This window comes from Thioalkalivibrio sp. ALE20, assembly GCF_000381405.1.
Taxonomy (GTDB): domain Bacteria; phylum Pseudomonadota; class Gammaproteobacteria; order Ectothiorhodospirales; family Ectothiorhodospiraceae; genus Thioalkalivibrio.
This window is the reverse complement of the sequence record NZ_KB906473.1, coordinates 97,664-117,653: the sequence shown is the minus strand read 5'-3', so window position 1 is coordinate 117,653 and position 19,990 is coordinate 97,664. Positions and strand designations below refer to the sequence as shown.

The following is a 19,990-nucleotide window of genomic DNA, read 5'->3' as shown; positions in this document are numbered from 1 at the left end:
TGCGTCTGCGGATGACTTCAGGCCTGACCATCGAGCAGCCTTTCCTTCAGGGCCTCGCGCTGGACACGGAGGTAGGGTTCGAAATCGAAGTATTCCCGCAGCGCAAGCGAGTAGTAACTGCCCCGATCGAAGTCGGGCCCGGCATGCAACAGGCAGTTCGGCCGTACGGCCTCGAAACGCAATGCCGGATCCGCGCCATCGAGCAGCACCAGATCCACCGCATCCAGCCCTTCCCGCGCCAGATCCGTCAGGATGTCCAGGCGGCGCGGCTCGATCGCCCCGGCGGGGCCGACCAGCGCAAGATCGATGTCACTGTCCTCCCGCGCCCGACCCTCCGCGCGAGAGCCGAACAGAAAGACCGCATCCACTTCACGGTAGCGCGCGAATACCCTTTTCACCCGCTCGGCGATCGTCTCGATTGTCAGGGCAGCCGTCATTGATCGTGTTCCACACCGGAGTATCCATCAATGTAGCACGGCGCGATCCGGCTCCGGGGCCATACCGCCGGTGGGGTACGCATGCGGGGGGGGGGGCACTCATGGCGCGGCCTCGAGGCCAGTGGCCGCCGGGGCGTTCACGATCTCCCCGTCCGGGAGCTGCCAGACAGCTCGGGCCAGGATGCAGAAATAAAGACAAGGATGGTGGGCCGTGAAGGAATCGAACCTTCAACCAATGGATTAAGAGTCCACTGCTCTACCAATTGAGCTAACGGCCCCCGGTACGGACGAGTACAAACGAGGGATGGGGTGACCGATGGGACTCGAACCCACGACAACCGGAGTCACAATCCGGGACTCTACCAACTGAGCTACGGTCACCACCGTATTGTTTCACTGCTTCGGCCATTGCCGATCCGGGCTCTGGCGCGCCCGGCAGGACTCGAACCTGCAACCGCCGGCTTAGAAGGCCGGTGCTCTATCCGGTTGAGCTACGAGCGCGTTTGCCGCCGGGCATCCGGGTTGTTCCAGCCGGTTGCGTCCGCCATGGTCGGGGTAGAGGGATTTGAACCCCCGACATCCTGCTCCCAAAGCAGGCGCGCTACCAGACTGCGCTATACCCCGTCGAGCCGTTCCCGCAATGGGTCCTGCACAGCGAGTGCAAAATCGTAGCGCCGGGAGGCCCCCGGGTCAAGCCATGGCCCGCGTCGCAGCCCCCGGGGATCGTGTCCGACCTTCCTTGAGGACCCGGCTGTGCCATGGGATCATCGCGTTCAGCCCTCCTGCCGGACGAGACCGAATGACAGCCCAGACCATCGACGGACGCGCCATCGCGCAGACCCACCGCGCCCGCATCGCCACCGAGATCGAATCCATGACCTCGCGCGATCTGCGCCCGCCGGGTCTCGCTGTGGTCCTGGTGGGGGCCGATCCGGCTTCGCAGGTGTACGTGCGCAACAAGCGCAAGGCCTGTGAACAGGTCGGCGTGGTCTCGCACTCCTACGACCTGCCGTCGGGCACGCCGCAGACCGATCTGCTGGCGCTGATCGACCAGCTCAACGCCGACCGCACCATCGACGGGATCCTGGTCCAGCTGCCGCTGCCGGAGCACATCGACCCGGAGACCATCATCGAGCGCATCTCCCCGGCCAAGGACGTGGACGGCTTCCACCCCTACAACGTCGGGCGGCTGGTGGCGCGCATCCCGCGCCTGCGGCCCTGCACGCCCTGGGGCGTCATCCAGCTGCTGCGGCATATCGAGGAGCCGTTCAAGGGGCGCACGGCCTGCATCATCGGCGCCTCCAACATCGTTGGCCGGCCAATGGCGCTGGAACTGCTGCTGGCCGGCGCCACGCCGACCATCTGTCACCGGTTCACCCCGGATACCGCGGCCATCGCCCGCCAGTCCGACATCCTGGTGGCGGCGGTTGGCAAGCCCGGGCTGGTCAAGGCCGACTGGGTCAAACCGGGGGCCACGGTCATCGACATCGGCATCAACCGGCGCGATGACGGCACCCTGTGCGGCGACGTGGAATTCGACGGCGCGGCGGAGCGCGCGGACTGGATCACCCCGGTCCCCGGCGGCGTGGGCCCGATGACGGTCGCCATGCTGCTGGACAACACCCTGCGGGCGCGCGCGTTCGGCACCCACGAGGCGGCCTGAACGGCCACCCCGCCGACCCGGCGGATCAGTCGGCGGCCGCGGCCGCCACGTCGCGCGCGGCCTGCAGCCGGACCCGGGTGCGCTCCGGGCCCAGATATTCGCGGATGCGCGGCAGCTCCGGCCCGAAGGTCTGCCCGGACAGCGCCGCGCGCAGCGGCATGAACAGGCCGCGCCCCTTGCGACCCGTGGCCGCCCCTGCCGCCTTCGCCACCTCGGGGAAGTCCGTACTGGTATCCAGCGCCTCCAGGGCGGCCTCGAACAGGGCCGGCCCGACGCCCGCGATCTCGTCGCGGGCCGCGTCGCTCAGCGGCGCCGGATCCTCCGCAAAGGCCGCTACCCAGCACCGCGCATCTTCCACCGATGCGATGTTGTCGCGCGCCAGCGCGATCCAGGCCGCACGCGTCGCTTCCGGCAGCGGGTCCAGCACGCCCAGCCCCGCGAGATGCGCCTGCAGATCCGTGTCCGACAGCGCGCGCAGGGCCTCGGCCTGCCAGTGTTCCAGCTGGCGCGGGTCGTGGCGCGCGGCGGAATGGCCGATGCGCCCCGGGTCAAACCCCTGCGCCAGCCCCTCCAGCGACAGCAGGCCCTCCTCCTCGTAACGATGACCCAGCCGCGCGAGGTGGTTGAGGATCGCCAGCGGCAGCACCCCGGCCTCGCGCAGTTCGCGGATGCTGGCCGAACCGTTGCGCTTGGACAGCGGAGCCCCGTCGTCGCCGTTGACCAGCGGCAGGTGGTGATAGCCGGGCGCCGGCAGTTCCAGCGCCTCCAGCAACAGCAGCTGGCGCGGGGTGTTGGCGATGTGATCCTCGCCGCGCACCACGTCGGTTACCCCCATCAGGGCATCGTCCACCGCGTTGGAGAAGAAGAACGCCGGCGTACCGTCCGAGCGCCGGATCACGAAGTCGCCGATCTCGTCGGTGCGGAACTTCACCGCGCCGCGCACTCCGTCCTCGAAGCGCACCGTGCGCCCCAGCGGCACGCGGAAACGCAGGGTCGGACGCTGCCCTTCGGCCTCGCGGCGTCGCGCCTCCTCCGGGTCCAGTCCGGCACAGGTGCCGGGATAACGCGGCGGCTTGCCCTGGGCACGCATGCGCTTGCGCCCGCGCTCCAGTTCTTCCGGCGTGCAGAAACAGGGATACGCCAGGCCGGCCTCGATCAGCCGGTCGTAGTAGGCCTGGTAGAGTCCCGTACGCTGTGACTGGGCATAGGGGCCGGCGTCGCCGGCGGCCGCGCCGTATCCTTCGTCCCAGTTCAGCCCCAGCCACTGCAGATCCTGCTGCAGCGCCTCGACGAACTCGGCGCGCGAGCGCTCGGCGTCGGTGTCCTCGATGCGCAGCAGGAAATGCCCGCCGCGCGCGCGGGCCAGCAGGGCGCTGAACAGCGCGGTACGCAGGTTGCCCAGGTGCAGCAGCCCGGTCGGGCTGGGCGCGAAACGGGTGCGGGTCACGGTTGTCGTCATGGCGCGCATGGTAGCCGAGCCACCCCGGTGCGACCAGCACCACCCGTCTCGAGGGGCGCTCGCGCCAGGCCATTCGTGCCCCGGTCATCGCGAGTCGCTAACCCCTCGCCCTCGTCATCAGCGAGGAACCGCAGCTCTCCCCCCGTCATTGCGAGGAGCCGAAGGCGACGCGGCAATCGGCCGGGGCTGGCTTGCGCGCAGGATCAGGTGGCTGCGGATGGAGATCGCCACGTCGCTGCGCGACTCGCGATGACGAGGGCGAGGGCTTTGCGACTCGCGATGACGAGGGGGGAGAGCTTCGGGACTCGCGATGACGGGAGGCGGGCAGCGGGACGCGGGACGCGGGCCGACTGGAACCGGCGGGGGTCCCCGGTTACCATGCCGGCTCCTGATTCCGGAGTGTCGTCATGCCCCGTCCTGTTCCGCCGGCCGGCATCGCCGCGGCCCTCCTGATCCTCGTCCTCAGCTTTCCGGGAGCCCTCATGGCCGAATCCAGCCCCAAGGTCGCGCTTGAAACCACGCACGGCCGCATCGTCCTGCAACTCGACGCCGAAGCGGCGCCGGAGACCGTCGCCAACTTCCTGCAGTACGTCGACGACGGCTTCTACGACGGCACGCTGTTCCACCGCGTGATCCCCGGCTTCATGGTCCAGGGCGGCGGCATGGACAAGGACATGCGCCAGAAGCCCACGCGCGACCCGATCCGCAACGAGGCGGACAACGGCCTGAAGAACAAGGTCGGCGCGGTCTCCATGGCCCGCACCCAGGACCCGCATTCGGCCACCGCGCAGTTCTTCGTCAACGTCAACGACAACGACTTCCTCAACCACACCGCACCCAACCCGCAGGGCTGGGGGTACACGGTGTTCGGCGAAGTGGTCGAGGGCATGGATGTCGTGCGCACCATCGAGGGCGTGCCCACCGGCCGTTCCGGCATGCATCAGGACGTGCCGCAGGAACCCGTGGTCCTGGAAAGCGCCCGCCGCGCCGACTGATCCCGTGAGCGAGACCGCGCCCGCCCTGGTCATCTCCGACCTGCACCTGGAGCGCGAACCCGGCCCGACGCTGAACGCCGCGCTGGCGTTCCTCGACGGCCCGGCGCGGGCCGCCTCGGCCCTGTACATCCTGGGCGACCTGTTCGAGTACTGGGTCGGCGACGACGCCTCGCATCCGGCGGCAGAGCAACTGGCGGCGGCGCTCTCCGCGCTGGAGGCGCCGGTCGTGTTCATCCATGGCAACCGCGACTTCCTCGTGGGCCCGGACTACGCGGCCCGCGCCGGCATGACCCTCGCCCCCGAGCCGCTGCACGCCACGCTGCCCTGCGGCCCGGCCCTGCTGATGCACGGCGACTCCCTGTGCACCGACGACAGCGAACACATGGCCTTTCGCCAGATGGTGCGCAGCGAGGCCTGGCAACGGGATTTCCTCGCCCAGCCACTGGAACAGCGCATTACACGCGCCGAGACCATGCGCGAGGCCAGCCGACACAACGGGCAGATGAAGGCCGCCGCAATCACCGACGTGAATGGCGAGGCCGTGGCCGCGACCTTTCGCGACGGCGACGTGCCGCTGCTGATCCACGGACACACCCACCGCCCCGCGATCCACGATCTGGAGGTCGCCGGCCAGCCGCGTCAGCGCTGCGTGCTGCCGGCCTGGGACGAGCACCCCGGCTTCCTGGAGCTCGGCCCGGAAGGCCCGGTCCTGCGCCAGCTGGACGAAACGCCCTACCCCGCACACCTGCTCCACGCCTGAGACTGTCGCGGGGTTACCCCGGGGCTGCTTCAGCGCCGACCCTGCTCCTCCAGCGCCCCCATCTCCGACTCGGTGAACCCCGCCGCCAGGCGGGCCTCGTGCGCGAACGGCGGGCGGACCCGCCCCGGCATGTGTTCGGCCAGCAGCTCGAGGAACAGCGGCTCGGGATCGAGCCCGCGTGCGTGGGCCAGCTCGCGGAACCAGCGCGTGCCGATCGCCACGTGGGCAACCTCCTCGCGCTGTATGATCTCCAGCAGCGCCACGGTGGCGTGATCGCCCGCCGCCGTCAGACGCTCGATCATGCCCGGGGTCACGTCCAGCCCGCGCGCCTCCAACACCCGCGGCACCAGGGCCATGCGGATCATCACATCGTGGTCGGTCGCGAGTGCGGCCTCCCACAGCCCGTTGTGGGCCGGCAGGTCGCCGTAGTCCGCCCCCAGCTCGCGGAGCCGCGCACGCAGCAACCGGAAATGACGCGCCTCCTCGACCGCCACCTGCAGCCAATCGCTGACAAAGGGTGCCGACATATCACGAAAGCGATACACGGCATCCAGCGCCAGGTTGATCGCGTTGAACTCGATATGCGCGACCGCATGCACCAGCGCCACCCGCCCGGCCGTCGTGTGCAATCCGCGCCGCGGCAGATCCTTCGGGTGCACCAGCACCGGCCGTTCCGGACGCCCGGGCACCTCCAACCGTTCCGGCCCGGAACTGGCGAGCGCCTTCAGCTCATCGGCCCACCAGGCGTCCATCAGCGCCAGCACGCGCTCGCACTTGGCCTCGGGATCGCTCTCGCGCAGCGCCGTTTCGGCCACACGGTAGAGATCGGGACCCCCGGGATTGTTGATCGGCTGACTCATGGCGGCCAAGGATACTCGTTCAGCGCTCGTCGGTCGGCATGCTGCGGCGCAGCAGGATGGAGTTGCCGATGACCGAGAGCGAGCTGGCGGTCATCGCGATCACCCCGATCATCGGGTGCAGCAGACCGACCGCGGCGATCGGGATCGCCGCGGAGTTGTAGCCCCACGCCCAGAACAGGTTCTGGACGATCTTGCGGAACTTCATACGCGAGAGCCGGACGGCCTCGACCACCCTGGTCAGCTCGCCGCGCACCAGGGTGACGTCGGCGGCCTCGATGGCCACGTCCGCCCCGGCCCCGATCGCGATGCCGACATTGGCCTGCTGCAGGGCCGGGGCATCGTTGATGCCGTCGCCCACCATGGCCACGTGGTCGCCGTACTCCGCCTGCAGTTCGCGGATCGCCTCGACCTTGCCCTCCGGCAGAACGCCGGCGCGGACCTCGTCGATCCCCACCTGCGCGGCCACGGCCTTCGCGGTGCGCTCGTTGTCGCCGGTGACCATCACGCAGCGGATGCCGAGGGCATGCAGCTGTTCGATGGCGCTCTGCGACTCATCCTTGAGGGTGTCGGCGACCGCGACGATGCCGGCCGGTCGATCGCCGATGGCCACCAGCATCGCGGTCTTCCCGGCATCTTCGAACTGCCGCAGCGATTCCAGCAGGCCGGACGGATCCAGGCCCTGCTCCTCCAGCAGCCGCTGGCTGCCGACCAGGACGCGCTCCCCGTCGAGGCGGGCCTCCACCCCGCGCGCGGTGTGCGACTGAAACCGGTCGACCTCGGCGACCGTCAGCCCCCGGTCGCGCGCCCTGCACGATGGCCTCGGCCAGCGGGTGCGCGGAGCCGGCCTCCACGGCCGCGGCCGCTTGCAGCACACGAGCGTCATCGAAGCCCTCGGCGGCGACCACGTCGGTCAGTGCCGGCTGCCCGCGGGTGAGGGTCCCGGTCTTGTCGAGCACGATCACGCGGATGTCCTTCAGCGTCTGGATCGCGGAGCCCGAGCGGACCAGCACCCCGCGCTCGGCCCCCATGCCGGAACCGACCATCAGGGCGGTGGGTGTGGCCAGCCCCAGCGCGCAGGGGCAGGCGATGACCAGCACGGCGATGGCCGCGAGGATGGCCAGCACGATGGGCGGGCGCTCGGCGTCGACCCAGGGCAGGAAGCCCTCGCCCCAGATCAGGATCGGCTGCAGCGCCCCGGAGAACGCCAGCCAGGCCGCGAACGCCGCCAGCGCGATCACCAGCACCGCCGGCACGAAGCGCGCGGTGATGCGGTCCGCCAGCTCCTGCACCGGCACCCGCGAGCCCTGGGCCTCGTTCACCAGACGGATCACCTGCGACAGGAAGGTGTCGGCCCCCACGCGGGTCGCGCGCACCTTCAGCCGCCCCTGCTGGTTCAGGGTCGCGCCGAGCACGCTATCGCCCTCGCCCTTGTCCACCGGCACCGACTCGCCGGTGGCGATGGATTCGTCCACCGTGCTCTCGCCGGCGACCACCTCGCCATCGGTGGGGATCTTCTCGCCCGGGCGCACGATCATCACCTCGCCCACCTGCAGCGCTTTCACCGGCACCTCGACCTCTTCGCCGTCGCGTTCGACCCGGGCGGTCTTCGCGCCCAGATCCAGCAGCTTGCGGATCGCGGAGGAGGCCTCGCCCTTGGCGCGGTACTCCAGGTACCGCCCGAGCATGTGGAAGGCCATGATGGTCGCGGCCATCTCGATGAACGAGGTCATCGGGTAGACGAAGCCGATCAGCCCCAGCAGGTAGGGCGGCAGCGAGCCCATGGAGATCAGCACGTCCATGTTCAGACTGCCGCTTTTCAGCGCGCGCCAGGACGAACGGTGGGTGGCCGCACCCCCGGCCATGAACACCACCGGGAAGGCCAGCACGGCGATGATCAGCAGATAGCCGGGGATCGGCTGCCAGAACATGTGGACCATCATCAGGACCATGATCGCGATGGTCGGGATCATCGCGATCCACAGCCGGCGCCAGGCCTGCTTCAGGTAGGCGGCGTCAATCTCGGCGTCGTCCGCCTCGCTGCCGGCCTCCTCGGTCTCCACCGCCGCCACGTCATAACCGGCGCCCTCGACCGCGGCGCGCAGGGCCTCGGCGTCGGGGCCTCCGGGACCGGTTTCCACGGTCACACGGTGGTCACCGATGTTGGTGCGCACCGCCTGGATGCCGTCCAGCTTCTCGATCGCACCGCGCACGATCCCCGCGCAGTGATCCGACCCCATGCCGGGCACCACCAGACGCACCGTACCCGTGGCGCCCGTTTCACCCTCGACCCGGGCGACGTCGTAGCCGGCCCCCTCCACGGCAGCCCGCAACCCCTGCGGGTCCACCTGCTCGGGGTCATATCCCACGGTCACCCGGTGGCGGGCGATATTGGTCCCGACCGAGGCCACGCCCGGGCTTTCTCCAGCGCCGCGCGGACAATCCCCGCGCAGTGGTCCGACCCCATACCGGGGACGATGACCACTGCCTCACGCCACTGCGGGGACTCCTGCACCATCGGGTCGCTCCTGAGCGGTCACTGCACCACGTTTATCGAACCGGATGCCCCGGCCGCGCTCCTCCCCGTGTTGTCGTCCCCCGGCGGGCGAGTTGCCAACCGACTGACCACCCGCCATACCGGCTACCCCACGGCGACAACGAGCAGCCAGAGCCAGAATCGAGCTCGCCGCCATACCCCGGGGCGAGATGAATGGGGTCAGAGGGCGTCGAACCCGCGGGCCAGGTCGCGCTGGATGTCGGCGACCGACTCCAGCCCCACCGCGACCCGCACCATGGCCTCGGTGATGCCCTGGGCCTCGCGCTTGTCCGGGTCCACGCGACCGTGAGTAGTGGTGGCCGGATGGGTGATGGTGGTCTTGGCATCGCCCAGGTTCGCGGTGATCGACAGGAACCTCGTGGCGTCGATCACCGACCAGGCGGCCTCGCGCCCGCCGGCGACCTCGAAGCTCAGCACGCCGCCGAAGCCGCTTTGCTGGCGCTTCGCGATCGCATGCTGCGGGTGGGATTCGAGCCCCGGGTAATGCACCGCCGTGACCTTCGGGTGGGCCTGCAGCCACTGCGCCAGGGCCAGGGCATTGTCGCTGTGGGCACGCATGCGCAGGGCCAGGGTCTCCAGCCCCTTCAGGAACACCCAGGCGTTGAACGGCGACAGGGTCGGGCCGGCAGTGCGCAGGAAGCCGTAGACGTCCTTGCCGACGCGCTCGGCGTCGCCCACCACCGCGCCGCCCAGGCAGCGGCCCTGGCCGTCGAGGAACTTGGTCGCCGAGTGAATGATGAGGTCGGCCCCCAGATCCAGTGGACGCTGCAGGATCGGCGTACAGAAGCAGTTGTCCACCGCCAGCAGCGCGTCGTGCCGGTGCGCGATTTCCGCCAGCGCGGCAATGTCCACCACCTCGCCCAGCGGGTTGGAGGGCGTCTCGCAGAAATACAGCTGGGTATTCGGCTGGGTGGCGGCCTCCCAGGCCTCGAGGTTCGACAGCTCGACGTAGCTGACCTCGACGCCGAAGCGGGCGAGGTAGTTGTTAAAGAGCACCGTGGTGGTGCCGAAGACCGAACGCGAACAGACCACGTGATCGCCGGCCTTCAAAAGCCCCATCATGGTCGCGAGGATCGCGGACATGCCGGAGGCGGTGGCCACACAGGCTTCCCCGCCTTCCAGCGCCGCGAGCCGCTCCTGGAAGGTCCTCACCGTGGGGTTGGTGAAACGCGAGTAGATGTTGCCGGGGACCTCGCCCGAGAACCGGGCGGCGGCCTCCGCCGCGCTGTCGAACACGAAGCTGGAGGTCGGGAAGATCGCCTCGGAGTGTTCCTGCTCCGGGGTCCGACGGTAGCCATGGCGGATGGCGACGGTATCGGGGTCGTAGTCGGCGGGATCGAATTCTTCGTGCATCGGGGCTTCCTGGCTCGCGTGAACGGGCCAGTTTACGGATGCCCGCCGGCACTCGCTACGCTGGCCGCAGACGCCCGGCCACCCGCGTGAGCAGCTCGTAGCCGATCGTGCCGGCAGCGCGCGCCACGCGCTCCACCGGCAGGCCCTCGCCCCACAGTGTCGCGAGATCGCCCACCCCGGCCGCGGGCACGCCGGAGAGATCCACCGCGAGCATATCCATCGACACCCGCCCGACCAGCGGGCAAAGCTGACCGCGTACCCGCACCGGCGTGCCGGTGGGGGCGTGGCGCGGGTAACCGTCCGCATAGCCCATGGCCACGATGCCAATGCGCTCGCCGCCATGCGCGGTCCAGGTGGCGCCGTAGCCCACCCCGTCACCGGGCGCCGGATGCTGGATCCCGATGATCGGGGCCTGCACGGTCATCACCGGGCGCAGGTCGGCATCCGGACCCTCAGGCGGCGCTTTCGTCGGAACCGAGGCCGGGTGACAGCCGTAAAGCATGATGCCCGGGCGGGCGCGGAAGACCTCGTCCGCCTCATGACCGGCCCCGCGCGCCCAGCCGGCGAACAGCGACGCCGAGTTGGCCACCGAACGCGCCCCGTCGCGCCCCGCGACGGCCGTGGCGAAGGCGGACAGTTGCGCGGCGTTGTGGTCATCCGCCGGGTCGTCGGCACAGGCCATGTGGGTCATCCAGTGCAGGCCGCGCCCGCCGTGACCGGCCGCCCGCAGGGCACGTTCCATGGCATCGGCTTCGGCCGGGGCGAATCCCAGCCGATTCATGCCGGTGTTGAGCTTGATCCAGACCTCGGGCAGGACCACGCTGGCGGCGTCCAGCGCTTCCAGCTGCGCCGGAGCATGCACCGCCGGCTGCAGCGCGAGCTCCGCACAACGGCGAAAGCCGGCGGCGTCCCGCCCGCCCTGCAGCACCAGCAGCGGGCCATCGAATCCGCTCAGCCGCAGGACCTCGGCCTCCTCCACCGCGGACACGGCCAGCCCGTCGGCCACTTCGCCCAGTGACTGCGCCGCCCACTCGAGACCATGGCCATAGCCCTCCGCCTTGATCACGGGCCACATCGCGGTCTCCGGGGCGAGCCCGCGGGCCACCTCCAGGTTGTGGCGCAGGGCCCCGGAATCGAGCTGGATGCTGGCCGCCCGCTGCATGTCGTGGCTAGCCCTCCGGGCCCACCTCGCCGTACACGTCCGGGGCGTAGTTCTCGAAGCGGGTGAACTGGCCACGGAAGGTCAGCCGCACGGTGCCGATCGGCCCGTTACGCTGCTTGCCGATGATGATCTCGGCGGTGCCCTTGTCCGGCGATTCTTCGTTATAGACCTCGTCGCGATAAACGAACGCGATGATGTCTGCATCCTGTTCAATCGCTCCCGAGTTGTGGCTAACGATGCCGTCCGCCAGCCAGCAGGCATTTCCGGGGACGGTCAGGTCGAAGACCTCTTCCTCCCCCTCTTCCTCGACGGACACCACCCGATCCCAGAACAGATCATCGGAGGCCAGTTCGACCAGCCAGGCATCGTCGAGGATCTCGGCATAGCTCGACAGAGTCTGGCGCGACGGAGCAAAGCCGAAATGGGCGTTGCCACCGTACGCAGTACCCCGGGACGCCGCCATGTGGCGATGGCTGACCCCCTGTTGCCGCATCCGGTCGCGAACATGGTCGAAGACTTCCTGCGGCAGCGTGTCCGTGTTGGTCCCGCCGCCGGAACGCTCCAGGGAGTTGAGCATCCGGCGGGCAATCCCTTCCTGCTCGCCCACGGCGCCGATCTCGCGCAGGAACGTCTGCTGTTGCTCGCCCCCCGAGATGTCTACCGTAAACCATCCCTCACTGTTCGCGGCCACCACATGGCGTATCCGGGCCACGATACCGAATCGCAGCAGCAGCGCCGCAACATCCTGTGCCAGACGTTCGCTGGCGGTGGAGAAATAGATGCGATGGCGTCCGCTGCTGGCGGTCGTGATGCTCCCGTCAGTCGCCCACAGATGGCGCAGGAACAGCGCCAGCGGTTCCCGGGGTTGCCGGTAGATCCCTTCGGGGATGTGTTTCTCGCGGGAACGCTGGCCGAAGACGCCGAGCCCCTTCAGCCATGCGCCCACCCCTGCCGGGTGCCAGCGATTGCCGTTGCCGCGAATCACCAGTTGGTGCCACTTTCCGCGACCCGGGTATCGCGTGACATCCGAGCCCATTGCGCGCGCCGCGGCAGCCACGGTTTCACTGTTGTATTCGCTCGCCGTGGTGTAACGCAGGGGCTGTCCCTTGACGTAACTTCCATCCCCCAGAAGATGGGCCAGTAGAATCAGCTCGTGTCCCGGCCAGGACCGGGCGTCCACCGGCTCGGGGATCCGCCGTGCCACCGCCAGACGGTCGCCCGGGGCAAGTTCCCGAACCTGCTTCCAGTCATACAGTGCCCGCAGACGATGGTCCGGGGTGCAGCGAATACTGCGACCACTGGCCAGACGCACCCGCACGACGGGTCGGGTCCCGACTGACCAGACCAGGTCGGTATCGGCCGGTTCCATCCGACCGCCGGAACCCATCGACACCACGCCCGGCGTCGCACCCACCAGGTCCCGAACCGGAACATGGCGGCCATCCGCCAGTGCGACCCGGGTATCTCCGGTCACGCATTCACGCAAATCGGACATCACCGGGCGCTTGTTCGGGCGCTGTTCCAGCGAACGGTTGAGCTGTGACAGCGCGATCACCGGGACCTCCAGCTCCTTGGCCAGGGCCTTGAGCGAGCGCGAGATCTCGGAGATCTCGTGGGCGCGGTTATCCCCGGAGCCCGGGTACTGCATCAGCTGGAGGTAGTCGACCACGATGAGCTTGAGGCCCTTGTGCTCGCGCATCAGGCGCCGCGCACGGGCGCGCAGCTCGGTGGGCGTCAGCGCCGGGGTGTCGTCGACGAACAGCGGCGCCCCGGAGAGCATCTGCACGGCGCTGGTCAGGCGCGGCCAGTCGCCGTCGTCCAGGCGCCCGGAACGCAGCTTCTGCTGGTTGATCCGGCCCATGGAGGACAGCAGGCGCATCGCGATCTGCTCGCCCGGCATCTCCATGGAGAAGATCGCCACCGGTTCCTGATTCTTCATCGCCACATATTCGGCGATGTTCATCGCGAAACTGGTCTTGCCCATCGACGGGCGTCCCGCAACGATCACCAGATCGGAAGGATTGAGCCCTGAGGTGAGCTCGTCCAGGTCCTGATAACCGGTCGCGATGCCGGTAATCGGGCTGGTGCTCTCGTAGAGGAACTCGATCTGCTCGACCGCGGACGCCAGCAGGGGCTTCATCCCGCGAAAGCCCTGGGCCCCGCGCGCGCCCAGCTCGGCAATGCGGAACACCTTCTGTTCCGCCTCGTCCAGCAGCTGCTTGGAATCGCGCCCCTCGGGCACGAACGCCGAATCGGCGATCTCGGTGCCGACCGTGATCAGCGAGCGCAGAATGGAGCGTTCACGGACGATGTCCGCATAGGCCACGATGTTCGCGGCCGAAGGGGTGTCACTGGCGAGCTGGCCAAGATAGGCCATGCCGCCGGCGGCTTCCAGTTCGGCGGTGCGTTCCAGCTGTTCGGAAACCGTCACCACGTCGAACGGAGCATTGCGCTCCGCCAGCTGCCCGATCGCCCGGAACAGCACGCGGTGGTCGTGGCGATAAAAGTCGTCCGCCGTTATGCGGTCGGCGACCCGGTCCCAGGCCCCGTTGTCGAGCATCAGACCGCCGAGGACGGACTGTTCCGCCTCCTCGGAATGCGGCGGGACGCGCGGCATGTCGGTCATCGCCATGCCGTGCCCCCGCCGCCATCATGCGGGCCCGCGGCGGCAGCGGCCCGCCCGGCGGTCCGCCCGTCCGCCATCGGGAGCCTCACTCCTCGGGGGTGACGGTGACGCGGATCTCCGCGTCGACACCCGAGTACAGGTGAACGCCCACCTCGAACTCGCCGGTCGCCCGCAGCGGCCCCTCGGGCATGCGCACTTCCTTTTTCTCCACTTCCACACCCTTCGCCGTCAGCGCGTCGGCGATGTCGGCCGGGCTCACCGAACCGAACAGCTTGCCTTCGGCGCCGACCTTGGCCCGGATCTCCAGATCCATGCCGTCGAGCTTTTCGCGACGGGCTTCGGCGGCCGCCACGGCCTCGGCCGCGGCCTTTTCCAGCTCGGCACGGCGCGCCTCGAACTCGGCGATGTTCTCCGGGGTGGCGAAGGCCGCCTTGCCCTGCGGCAGGAGGTAGTTGCGCGCGAAACCGGGGCGCACGCGGACGCGATCGCCCAGCCCGCCCAGGTTGTCGATCTTTTCCAGCAGAATGACTTCCATCTTGGTCTTCCCGTCAACGATTGAACCAGCGACCCGAGGTCGGGCCGTATTCTACACCGTGTGCCGCACCGGCCGAACCGCGTGCATCACACGCTCAGGATTCCGGGGGATCGTCGCCGGCATCGCGCTCGCGACCGATCCCCATGCGTCGGCGGATATCCGCCCACGCATCGATGACCCCGATGGTGGCCAGCAGCAGGAACATCTGCGGCAGCGCCAGGGCCATCAAAACGTACATGCCCACCAGCCAGAACACGCTCATGCCCTGGCCATGCGTCAGCGCATGCATCAGGGCGATCCCCTGGAGGAAGAACAGCACCCCCAGGATGAACGCCAGCTCCATCGCCAGCGGCGACGGCACCAGCTGCCCCACCGCGAGCAGGACAACCGCGGCGGCGCTGACGCCCGGCCCCAGCTGCAGGGCGCGGAATTCCGCGCCGAAGGCCCCGGGGTTGTACAGCGCCGCCTGCCAGTAGCGGGCGATCAGCATCGCCAGGGTCACGCTCAGCAGCACGATGCCCGCCAGCAAGCCCGCCAGATAGGGCGCGAGATCGGCGAGAACCGCCTCGAGTTCCTCGCGCGCAGCCGCCTCGTCAGTCTCCAGCAGTGGCTGCAGCAACTCGAGTCCCGCGCGCACCCAGAAGGCCTCGGGATCCGGGACCAGGGCATGCATCAGCAGCACTCCGGCACCGGCCACCAGCGCCCCGGCCTTGAGGGTGATGCGCCAGGACACCGTGCGCCGCAACAGCTCGGCCAGCAGCGCGACCGGCAGCCACTGGATGACACCGGCCAGCAGCACCGCCGGTCCCGGTGTTCCGGGGCTCGCACCCCACAGGGCGGCGCCCAGCAGGGCCGAGGCGATCGCGAGGACGATCAGGGCCTGACCGAGCCCCAGACGCAGCCCGACCAGCGCCACCAGGGCACTGCTGACGATGGACACCGGCGGCAGGAACAGCCCGGCAATACCAAAGCCGGCGACCGCACCCACGGCGCGGCCCCGGCTCTTCATCGCGAATTCGGCGAGGATCTGCATGACCGTTGCACTCCGCCCGGCGGGCGGCGATCAGGCAGCGTTCAGGCGCCGATCAATGCGTATCGCTGTACGGAAGCAGCGCGAGAAAACGCGCGCGCTTGACCGCCGTGGACAGCTGACGCTGGTACTTGGCGCTGGTGCCGGTGACGCGGCTGGGCACGATCTTGCCGGTCTCGGTGATGTAATTCTTCAGCAGGTTCAGGTCCTTGTAATCGATGTACTCGATACCTTCGGCGGTGAACCGGCAGAACTTGCGACGACGCGGGAAACGGGCCATGTCCGATCTCCTTCAGTAAACGGGGGTGGGGTTCGGGATCACTCGTCGGCGGGGGCTTCGGCCGACTCGTCCGCGGAGGCGTCCTCGCGGCGGCGGCTGCCCTTGCCTTCTTCTTCCTCGCGGCCCTTGGCCAGCGGGGACGCTTCGGTGATCGCACGATCCATGCGGATGGACAGGTGACGCAGCACCGCATCATTGAAGCGGAAGGCGCTGTCGAGCTCTTCCATCGCGGCCTCGTCGGCCTCGATGTTCATCAGCACGTAGTGGGCCTTGACCAGCTTCTGAATGGGGTAGGCGAGCTGCCGGCGGCCCCAGTCCTCGAGACGGTGGACCGTGCCGCTGTGGCCTTCCACCAGACCCTTGTAGCGCTCGATCATCGCCGGGACCTGCTCGCTCTGGTCGGGATGGACCAGAAACACGATTTCATAGTGACGCATATCCAACTCCTTGCGGGTAACAGCCTCCCGGGTACGCCGGTGAGGCAAGGAACCGCCCGAACCACGGGCGGAAAGGCGCAATACGTTAACCGATGTTGCCCGCGGTCACAACACGGCGCTGGCGCCGGACCTCGAACAGCGACACGCCGGAGGCAACCGACACGTTCAGGCTCTCCACGGTGCCGGCCATGGGAATGTGCGCCAGATGATCGCAGGCCTCGCGGGTCAGGCGTCGCAGGCCCTCGCCCTCGGCGCCCATGACGATCGCGGCGGGCGGGCGCAGATCGACGTCATACAGGACCTCCTGCGCCTCGCCGTCCAGTCCCGTGGCCCACATGCCGGTTTCCTTCAGCGCGGCAAGGGTGCGGGCGAGGTTGCCCACGCTTACCACCGGCACGGTCTCCGCGGCGCCGGAGGCGACCTTGATCGCCGCCGGGGTCAATGGAGCACTGTGGTGGCGCGGGACGACCAGGGCCCCGGCGCCTGCGGCGTCGGCCGTGCGCAGACAGGCACCGAGGTTGTGCGGATCGGTGACGCCATCCAGCACCAGCACCAGGTCCAGGCCCCGCTCCACGCGTTCGCGCAGCTCGCGTTCGTCCACCACCGGGCGCGGCGCACAGTGCACGATCACGCCCTGGTGCTGAAATCCGGGGTGCTGCTGGTCCAGGCGCTCGCGGGCCACCCGCTCCACCGCCACCCCCAGGGCACCGGCGCGCTCCAGGATGCGCTGCAGGGACGCATCCACCTCGCCGCGCGCGAGCTGCAGGCTCTTGATCCGCTCCGGGGCACGCTCGAGCAGCGACGCCACCGCATGGATCCCGCCGAAGGCCTCGCCCCGGGAGCGCCCCTTTCCGCCGCTACGGCTCATCCCGCATGTCTCCGCACTTTCGGTCGCGGTACGGATAGGGCGCCCGCAACGGCGCCGCTAACGCCAGGCATCCGTGGATCACTCAGGAGGACGCCGGGCGACGGCGACGGGTCCGGCGTCGCCCCGGCCTGGCCCCCGTTTCGCCGTCTGCGGAGCCGCCCTGGCCGGTGGCCTCTTCGGGCGGGATGGTGTTGCCATCCTTGTCCGGAACGGCCTCGGCCTCCGGAAGCCGCTCGTTGCCGGGCTCCGGGGCATCTGCGGAGTCCTCGTCGGAGGCACCCCCGCCGGCACCCTGCGCGGCGGCGTCACCCTCCTCCGCGGAAGGCTTGCTGCGCCGACGGCCGCGCCGCCGGCCCTTCTTCTTCGGTGCGTCGTCACCGGCGGGCTCCGGCGCCAATTCAGGGGCCGATTCCGCGGCTGCGTGTTCGCCTTCGCTGTCGGCGGGTGCCGAATCGTCGGACGCCGGGCCCGCATCCGGGCCAGCAGCCGGCCCCCCGCCCGCCTCCGCATCGCCTCCTCTGGCGCGACGCTTGCGACGGGCGTTGTCGCGGGCGCTGCCACGCTTCTTCCCGCCGGCACCGGGACCTCCGCCCGGGCCCTTGCGACCGGCCGGGCGCCCGGCCGGTGCAGCCTTCTCCGCGGGCTTCGACTCACCGGCCAGGGCCAGATCGATCTTGCGGTCATCCAGACTTACCCGCACCAGCTGGACCTGGAGCTCGTCACCGATGCGGAACACGCGGCCGGCGCGCTCGCCCGTGAGGGTGTGGCGCTTGGGATCGAAGTGGTAGAAGTCGTTGTCGAGGCTGGAGACATGCACCAGGCCCTCGATGTACACCCCCTGGATCTCCACGAACAGGCCGAACCCGGTCACGCCCGAGACGATGCCGGTAAACACATCCCCGACCTTGTCCTGCATGTACTCGGCCTTCAGCCAGGCCTCGACGTCCCGGGTGGCGTCTTCGGCGCGGCGTTCGGCCATCGAGCAGTGCTCGCCGAGGCCCTCCATGCGCTGATGGGTATAGGGGAAGCCCTTGTTGCTGCCGTTGCGCAGCACGTGGCGAATGCCCCGATGGACCAGCAGGTCCGGATAGCGCCGGATCGGCGAGGTGAAATGCGCGTAGTCATCCAGCGCCAGGCCGAAATGCCCGCCGAGGTCGGGTGAATAGACCGCCTGCGACAGCGAACGCAGCAGGACCGTCTGGATCAGTTTCTGGTCCGTGCGCTGCTTCGCCGCCTTGAGGACCTCGGTGTAGTCCCGCGGGGTCGGCTCGTCGCCTCCGCCCAGGGACAGACCCGCGCCATTGAGGAATTCACGCAGCTCCTCGACCTTCTCTGCGGGCGGCTGATCGTGGTTGCGGTAGAGCGCCGGGACCTTGTGCTTCTTGAGGAAGCGCGCCGCGGCCACGTTGGCCATGATCATGCATTCCTCGACCAGGCGGTGGGCATCGGTGCGCTCCACCGGCACGATGCGCTCGATCTTGCGGTCCTCGCCGAACACGATCTGTGTCTCGGTGGAATCGAAATCGATCGCACCACGGCGGTTGCGCGCCGCGTGCAGCGCCCTGAACACCCGGTGCAGTTCCTCCACGTGCGGCAGCACCTGCGCGTTCTGCTCGCGCAGGCCCTCATCGCCCGCGAGCATTGCGGCCACATCGTCGTAGATCAGGCGGGCGTGCGAGCGGATCACGCCCTCGTGGAAGCGGTAGTTCTTCAGAGCGCCGCGCGCACCGATCTCCATCTCGCAGATCATGCTCAGGCGGTCGACGTCCGGATTCAGCGAGCACAGCCCGTTGGACAGGGCCTCGGGCAGCATCGGGATCACCTGCTCGGGGAAATACGCCGAGGTCGCGCGATTGACCGCCTCGCGGTCCAGCGCGGAATCCGGCTCGACGTAGTGCGACACGTCGGCGATCGCGACCCACAGCCGCCAGCCCTTGCCCTCCGGTTCGCAGTACAGGGCGTCGTCGAAATCGCGGGCATCGCTGCCGTCGATGGTGACGAACGGCTTGTCGCGCAGATCCAGCCGACTCTTCTTCGCCTTCTCCGGCACCGAATCGCCCAGTTTGTCGGCCGCTTCGGTGACCTCGTCCGGCCATTCGAACGGCAGCCCCTGGGCACGGATCGCGATGTCGATCTCCATCCCCGGTGCCATGTGCTCGCCCAGGACCTCCACCACATCACCGCGCAGACGCGACTTGCGCGAGGCCATCTCGCGGATGTGCACGACCACGATCTGGTCGTCCTGAGCCTCGCCCAGACCGTCCGGCGGCACCAGGATCTCGTGGGTGATGCGCTTGTTGTCCGGGGTCAGCAGGCCCACGCCGTCCTCGATGCGCAGACGCCCGACCACCTGGGTGGTGTTGCGCTCCAGCACCTCGACGATGCCGCCCTCGCGGCGCCCGCGCCGGTCCACGCCCATCACGCGCGCCACCGCGCGGTCCCCGTGGAATACCCCGCGCATCTGCTTCGGCGACAGGAACAGGTCGTCGTCCTGCTCGTCCGGCACCAGGAAACCAAAGCCGTCGGGATGGCCGATCACGCGCCCGCGGATCAGGTCTTCCTGATTGACCGGGAGGTAGGCACCCCGACGGTTGCACAGCGCCTGACCGTCACGCTCCATCGCCTTGAGCCGCCGCCTCAGGGCCTCCAGCCGTTCCTCGTCCTCGATGCCGAGACGCCCGGCGATTTCCTCGAAGGACAGCGGGTTCCCCTCGAGCTGCAGCAGGTCGAGGATGTACTCGCGGCTGGGGATGGGGTTGTCGTACTTCTGCGCCTCGCGTTCGAGGTTGGGGTCGACCTGCGGCTTGCTGCGTTTTCCTGGCATTCAGTGAACTCTTTCTTCTGGTGTTGTGCCGCGCACCCGAGGTGCCCGCGGCAGTGACAGGCCGGAGCCGGCCCGGTGCCCATTATGGCCCCGATGCGGCGCGGGCGCATTTCTTTCATCTGCGGAGCTCGCAGGGTTTGACAGATC

Annotated in this window: 15 protein-coding genes, 4 tRNA genes and 1 pseudogene; 3 read left to right on the top strand and 17 right to left on the bottom strand. The window is 69.1% G+C overall.

Translation table 11 applies throughout. The features are described from left to right. Positions 1–17: 17 nt before the first annotated feature. From F790_RS0106075 to F790_RS0106055, 5 genes are all read right to left on the bottom strand, one after another. On the bottom strand, positions 18–437 hold the full coding sequence (locus F790_RS0106075) for a nucleotidyltransferase domain-containing protein (RefSeq protein ID WP_019021787.1): 420 nt from the start codon (positions 435–437) through the stop codon (positions 18–20). 202 nt (positions 438–639) lie between these two features. Next, positions 640–715: transfer RNA gene (locus F790_RS0106070), tRNA-Lys, on the bottom strand. 27 nt (positions 716–742) lie between these two features. After that, positions 743–818: transfer RNA gene (locus F790_RS0106065), tRNA-His, on the bottom strand. Positions 819–861: 43 nt separating this feature from the next. Beyond that, positions 862–938: transfer RNA gene (locus F790_RS0106060), tRNA-Arg, on the bottom strand. 46 nt (positions 939–984) lie between these two features. Beyond that, a tRNA-Pro gene (locus F790_RS0106055) sits at positions 985–1,061 on the bottom strand. A gap of 175 nt (positions 1,062–1,236) precedes the next feature. On the opposite strand from F790_RS0106055, the gene folD reads away from it, so the two are divergent. Then, on the top strand, positions 1,237–2,100 hold the full coding sequence (gene folD, locus F790_RS0106050) for a bifunctional methylenetetrahydrofolate dehydrogenase/methenyltetrahydrofolate cyclohydrolase FolD (RefSeq protein WP_018946862.1): 864 nt from the start codon (positions 1,237–1,239) through the stop codon (positions 2,098–2,100). Positions 2,101–2,125: 25 nt separating this feature from the next. Here folD and gltX read toward each other — a convergent pair whose 3' ends face one another. After that, on the bottom strand, positions 2,126–3,568 hold the full coding sequence (gene gltX / locus F790_RS0106045) for a glutamate--tRNA ligase (RefSeq protein ID WP_019591114.1): 1,443 nt from the start codon (positions 3,566–3,568) through the stop codon (positions 2,126–2,128). A 473-nt stretch (positions 3,569–4,041) separates the two neighbouring features. On the opposite strand from gltX, the gene F790_RS0106040 reads away from it, so the two are divergent. Together F790_RS0106040 and F790_RS0106035 are read left to right on the top strand one after the other, a co-directional pair. Further along, positions 4,042–4,554, top strand: coding sequence for a peptidylprolyl isomerase (locus tag F790_RS0106040; protein ID WP_026288965.1), 513 nt, complete (start codon positions 4,042–4,044; stop codon positions 4,552–4,554). 4 nt (positions 4,555–4,558) lie between these two features. Then, positions 4,559–5,314 (top strand): UDP-2,3-diacylglucosamine diphosphatase, encoded by a 756-nt coding sequence (locus F790_RS0106035; RefSeq protein ID WP_019569624.1) that lies wholly within the window; start codon positions 4,559–4,561, stop codon positions 5,312–5,314. A gap of 29 nt (positions 5,315–5,343) precedes the next feature. On the opposite strand, the gene F790_RS0106030 is transcribed toward F790_RS0106035, so the two are convergent. From F790_RS0106030 to rnr, 11 genes and pseudogenes are all read right to left on the bottom strand, one after another. Next, positions 5,344–6,174 (bottom strand): ferritin-like domain-containing protein, encoded by an 831-nt coding sequence (locus F790_RS0106030; RefSeq protein WP_019591113.1) that lies wholly within the window; start codon positions 6,172–6,174, stop codon positions 5,344–5,346. Between the two features lie 19 nt (positions 6,175–6,193). Further along, positions 6,194–8,689: pseudogene (locus F790_RS13740) on the bottom strand (heavy metal translocating P-type ATPase). A 198-nt stretch (positions 8,690–8,887) separates the two neighbouring features. Continuing rightward, a complete protein-coding gene (locus F790_RS0106020; RefSeq protein ID WP_019591112.1) occupies positions 8,888–10,081 on the bottom strand; it encodes an O-succinylhomoserine sulfhydrylase in 1,194 nt (397 codons plus the stop codon). Between the two features lie 55 nt (positions 10,082–10,136). Next, complete coding sequence (gene alr / locus F790_RS0106015; RefSeq protein WP_019591111.1) at positions 10,137–11,243, bottom strand: alanine racemase; 1,107 nt, start codon at positions 11,241–11,243, stop codon at positions 10,137–10,139. Between the two features lie 7 nt (positions 11,244–11,250). Next, positions 11,251–13,860 carry a replicative DNA helicase gene (locus tag F790_RS0106010; protein ID WP_232199252.1) on the bottom strand — a complete coding sequence of 870 codons (2,610 nt, stop codon included), beginning with the start codon at positions 13,858–13,860 and terminating at the stop codon, positions 11,251–11,253. Positions 13,861–13,954: 94 nt separating this feature from the next. Next, positions 13,955–14,404 carry a 50S ribosomal protein L9 gene (gene rplI, locus F790_RS0106005; RefSeq protein ID WP_019591109.1) on the bottom strand — a complete coding sequence of 150 codons (450 nt, stop codon included), beginning with the start codon at positions 14,402–14,404 and terminating at the stop codon, positions 13,955–13,957. 94 nt (positions 14,405–14,498) lie between these two features. Beyond that, entirely contained in the window at positions 14,499–15,437 is a 939-nt protein-coding gene (locus tag F790_RS0106000) for a hypothetical protein (protein ID WP_019591108.1), read from the bottom strand. A 52-nt stretch (positions 15,438–15,489) separates the two neighbouring features. Beyond that, the gene (gene rpsR, locus F790_RS0105995; protein ID WP_018870342.1) at positions 15,490–15,714 is read right to left on the bottom strand and encodes a 30S ribosomal protein S18; all 225 of its coding nucleotides are present in this window, start codon (positions 15,712–15,714) and stop codon (positions 15,490–15,492) included. Between the two features lie 38 nt (positions 15,715–15,752). Beyond that, entirely contained in the window at positions 15,753–16,151 is a 399-nt protein-coding gene (gene rpsF, locus F790_RS0105990; protein ID WP_019589768.1) for a 30S ribosomal protein S6, read from the bottom strand. A gap of 85 nt (positions 16,152–16,236) precedes the next feature. Beyond that, positions 16,237–17,019 carry a 23S rRNA (guanosine(2251)-2'-O)-methyltransferase RlmB gene (gene rlmB, locus F790_RS0105985; protein WP_019591107.1) on the bottom strand — a complete coding sequence of 261 codons (783 nt, stop codon included), beginning with the start codon at positions 17,017–17,019 and terminating at the stop codon, positions 16,237–16,239. Positions 17,020–17,101: 82 nt separating this feature from the next. Beyond that, positions 17,102–19,843: a ribonuclease R gene (gene rnr, locus F790_RS0105980; protein ID WP_019591106.1), complete on the bottom strand. Its 2,742-nt coding sequence runs from the start codon at positions 19,841–19,843 to the stop codon at positions 17,102–17,104. Between the last annotated feature and the right edge of the window lie 147 nt (positions 19,844–19,990).

Coding starts and splice junctions, on each gene's coding strand:
- F790_RS0106020 (WP_019591112.1), bottom strand. CDS start 10,081: ATGCACGAAGAATTCGATCCCGCCGACTACGACCCCGATACCGTCGCC.
- rpsR (WP_018870342.1), bottom strand. CDS start 15,714: ATGGCCCGTTTCCCGCGTCGTCGCAAGTTCTGCCGGTTCACCGCCGAA.
- rpsF (WP_019589768.1), bottom strand. CDS start 16,151: ATGCGTCACTATGAAATCGTGTTTCTGGTCCATCCCGACCAGAGCGAG.
- F790_RS0106040 (WP_026288965.1), top strand. CDS start 4,042: ATGGCCGAATCCAGCCCCAAGGTCGCGCTTGAAACCACGCACGGCCGC.
- rplI (WP_019591109.1), bottom strand. CDS start 14,404: ATGGAAGTCATTCTGCTGGAAAAGATCGACAACCTGGGCGGGCTGGGC.
- F790_RS0106030 (WP_019591113.1), bottom strand. CDS start 6,174: ATGAGTCAGCCGATCAACAATCCCGGGGGTCCCGATCTCTACCGTGTG.
- rnr (WP_019591106.1), bottom strand. CDS start 19,843: ATGCCAGGAAAACGCAGCAAGCCGCAGGTCGACCCCAACCTCGAACGC.
- rlmB (WP_019591107.1), bottom strand. CDS start 17,019: ATGAGCCGTAGCGGCGGAAAGGGGCGCTCCCGGGGCGAGGCCTTCGGC.
- F790_RS0106075 (WP_019021787.1), bottom strand. CDS start 437: ATGACGGCTGCCCTGACAATCGAGACGATCGCCGAGCGGGTGAAAAGG.
- gltX (WP_019591114.1), bottom strand. CDS start 3,568: ATGCGCGCCATGACGACAACCGTGACCCGCACCCGTTTCGCGCCCAGC.
- alr (WP_019591111.1), bottom strand. CDS start 11,243: ATGCAGCGGGCGGCCAGCATCCAGCTCGATTCCGGGGCCCTGCGCCAC.
- F790_RS0106000 (WP_019591108.1), bottom strand. CDS start 15,437: ATGCAGATCCTCGCCGAATTCGCGATGAAGAGCCGGGGCCGCGCCGTG.
- F790_RS0106010 (WP_232199252.1), bottom strand. CDS start 13,860: ATGCCGCGCGTCCCGCCGCATTCCGAGGAGGCGGAACAGTCCGTCCTC.
- folD (WP_018946862.1), top strand. CDS start 1,237: ATGACAGCCCAGACCATCGACGGACGCGCCATCGCGCAGACCCACCGC.